Annotated in this window: 3 protein-coding genes; all 3 read left to right on the top strand. The window is 68.1% G+C overall.

The window, feature by feature from the left end; all coding sequences use genetic code 11:
• Positions 1 to 878, top strand: an 878-nt coding sequence (locus VKP62_16460; protein MEB3198787.1) for a PucC family protein, incomplete at its 5' end; no start/stop codon positions are given.
• A 3-nt stretch (positions 879 to 881) separates the two neighbouring features.
• The gene (locus VKP62_16455) at positions 882 to 2,075 is read left to right on the top strand and encodes a geranylgeranyl diphosphate reductase (protein MEB3198786.1); all 1,194 of its coding nucleotides are present in this window, start codon (positions 882 to 884) and stop codon (positions 2,073 to 2,075) included.
• Positions 2,072 to 2,560 (top strand): TspO/MBR family protein (locus VKP62_16450; protein ID MEB3198785.1); only part of this gene is annotated, 489 nt, incomplete at its 3' end. The genes VKP62_16455 and VKP62_16450, both read left to right, overlap by 4 nt.

Here is a 2,560-nt window from a genome sequence, read left to right as displayed (position 1 = left end):
CCGGCTTCGTGCTGACCGCGGGGGTCGCGGGTGCGTTGCTCGAACCCTTCAGCCTGCCCCGCATGGTCGCCGTGTCGGCGGGCGTGGTCGGGATGGCGTGGCTGGTTGCCACGCTGGCGGTGTGGGGCGTCGAGGGGGATGCGCCGGCGGTGCCGGAACCCGAGACCATGCCAGCCTTCCGGTTGGCCCTGCGCGAAGTCTGGGCCGAAACCCGCGCGCGACGGCTGACGGTATTCATCTTTGTCTCGATGCTGGCTTACTCCGCCCAGGACCTGATCCTGGAACCCTTCGCCGGGTCGATCTTCGGGCTGACTCCCGGGCAGTCCACCCAGCTGTCCGGGATCCAGAATTCGGGTGTGCTGCTCGGCATGCTGCTGGTGGCGGGTCTGGCCCGATCTGGAGCCGGCCGTGGCCTCGGCAGCCTGACGGCCTGGTGTGTGGGCGGTTGCCTCGCCTCTGGGCTTGCCCTGTTCGGCCTGGCAGTCGCTGGTTACCTGCCGGACAGTTGGCCTCTTGCGCCCTCGGTCTTCGCGCTCGGCGCCGCCAACGGCGCTTTTTCGGTGGCGGCTATCGGTTCGATGATGGCGATGGTGGCGGAAGGCGCGCGCGCCCGCGAGGGCGTACGCATGGGTCTCTGGGGCGCGGCCCAGGCGATCGCCTTTGCCGCTGGGGGAATCGCCGGCACGGGCCTCGTCGATCTCATCCGGTGGGCGAGTGGCTCGGTGTTGACGGCGTACTCCACGGTGTTTTTCCTGGAGGGGTTGGTGTTCCTGGTGGCTGCTTATCTGGCGAGGCATATCGGGCCGGCGTCGGTCGTGGCGCAGGCCCGAACCTGGCCAGGGCGGGGGGCCGTTACGGTCTCGGCGGGGGGGAGATAACAGATGCAGACTGAAAATTTCGACGTGGTGGTGGTGGGCGGTGGCCCGGCCGGGGCGACCGCTGCCGACGACCTTGCCCGGCGCGGGCTGAGTGTTGCCCTGCTGGACCGGGCGGGTCGCATCAAGCCCTGCGGCGGTGCCATCCCCCCGCAGGCCATGACTGAGTTCGACCTGCCGGAATCGCTGCTGGTGGCACGGATCAGGTCGGCGCGAATGGTCTCGCCGACCGCGGTGAGTGTCGACATGCACATCGAGGGTGGCTACGTCGGCATGGTCGACCGGGAAAGCTTCGACGAATGGTTGCGCGAGCGTGCGGCCGCGCATGGAGCGGTCAGGCTGACCGGCCAGTTCGATCGTCTCGATTACCTCGAGGATGGCGTCATTGAACTGAGCTATGACGTGCGCGGGGCCGACCAGGTGCCGGTGACCCGCAAGGTGACCGCCCGCGCCGTCATCGGCGCCGATGGTGCGCGATCCTCGGTAGCCAGGCAGTGCATTCCGGATGCCGGGCGGGTGCCTTACGTGGCGGCCTATCACGAGATCGTCCGCTCGCCGGCCGCCGGTGCCGATTACGACGGCCAGCGTTGCGACGTGTACTACCAGGGCAAGTTGTCCCCGGATTTCTACGCCTGGGTCTTTCCCCATGGCGAGACCGTCAGTGTGGGAGTCGGCAGTGCCCTCAAGGGTTTCTCGCTGCGTAACGCGGTGGCGGACCTGCGCAGCGTGACGGGGCTCGATCTCAGCGACACGGTTCGCAAGGAAGGTGCGCCGATTCCGCTGCGCCCGCTGCGGCGTTGGGACGACGGCCGCGGTGTGGTGCTGGCGGGTGATGCGGCCGGGGTCGTGGCGCCCGCTTCCGGAGAGGGCATCTATTACGCGCTGGCCGGTGGCAGGCTGGCAGCCGAGGCCGTAATCGGCTTGCTGGAGACGGGTGACCCGGGTGCGCTGAAGTCGGCCCGTCGCCGCTTCATGCGGGCACACGGGCGGGTGTTCTGGGTGCTGGGGCTCCTGCAGCGGTTCTGGTACTCGAGTGATGCGCGCCGTGAGCGCTTCGTCAGCATGTGCAGGGATCCCGACGTGCAGCATCTGACGTGGCAGGCTTATATGTACAAGAAACTGGTGAGGGCGCGACCGCTGGCCCACCTGCGCATCTTCTTCAAGGATTTGGGGCACCTCCTGGGGGTGGTCCGGGCATGACCGGACAGGGCGGCCGCTGGGTCGCGCCGCTGGTTGCCTCCTCGGCTGCCGTGCTGGTTGCACTGCTCGGGGGCTTGCTCACGCGGCTGGATGCCTGGTACTACACGCTCTCCAAACCTGCCTTCCAGCCGCCTGACTGGCTGTTCGGCCCGGCGTGGACGACCATTTTCCTGCTCTGCGTCCTCGCCGCACTGGACGTCTGGCGGCGGGAACTGGGCCCAGGCCAACGGCGGCTGATTCTGGTGCTGTTTGCCGTGAACGGCGTGCTCAACGTGGCCTGGAGCGGCCTGTTCTTCTTCCTGAAACGCCCTGACCTCGCGCTGCTGGAGGTCGTGGCACTCTGGCTTTCGGTGCTGTCCCTGGTCGTGATGCTTGGCCGGCACTCCCGTCGGGCAGGCCTGATGCTGGTGCCCTACCTTGTCTGGGTCAGCTTTGCGGCTGCGCTCAACCTGGCCATCGTGCGGCTCAACGCCCCGTTCGTGGGT

The organism is Candidatus Sericytochromatia bacterium (assembly GCA_035285325.1).
GTDB lineage: Bacteria > Cyanobacteriota > Sericytochromatia > S15B-MN24 > JAQBPE01 > JAYKJB01.
This window is presented reverse-complemented; position numbering and strand designations above follow the sequence as displayed.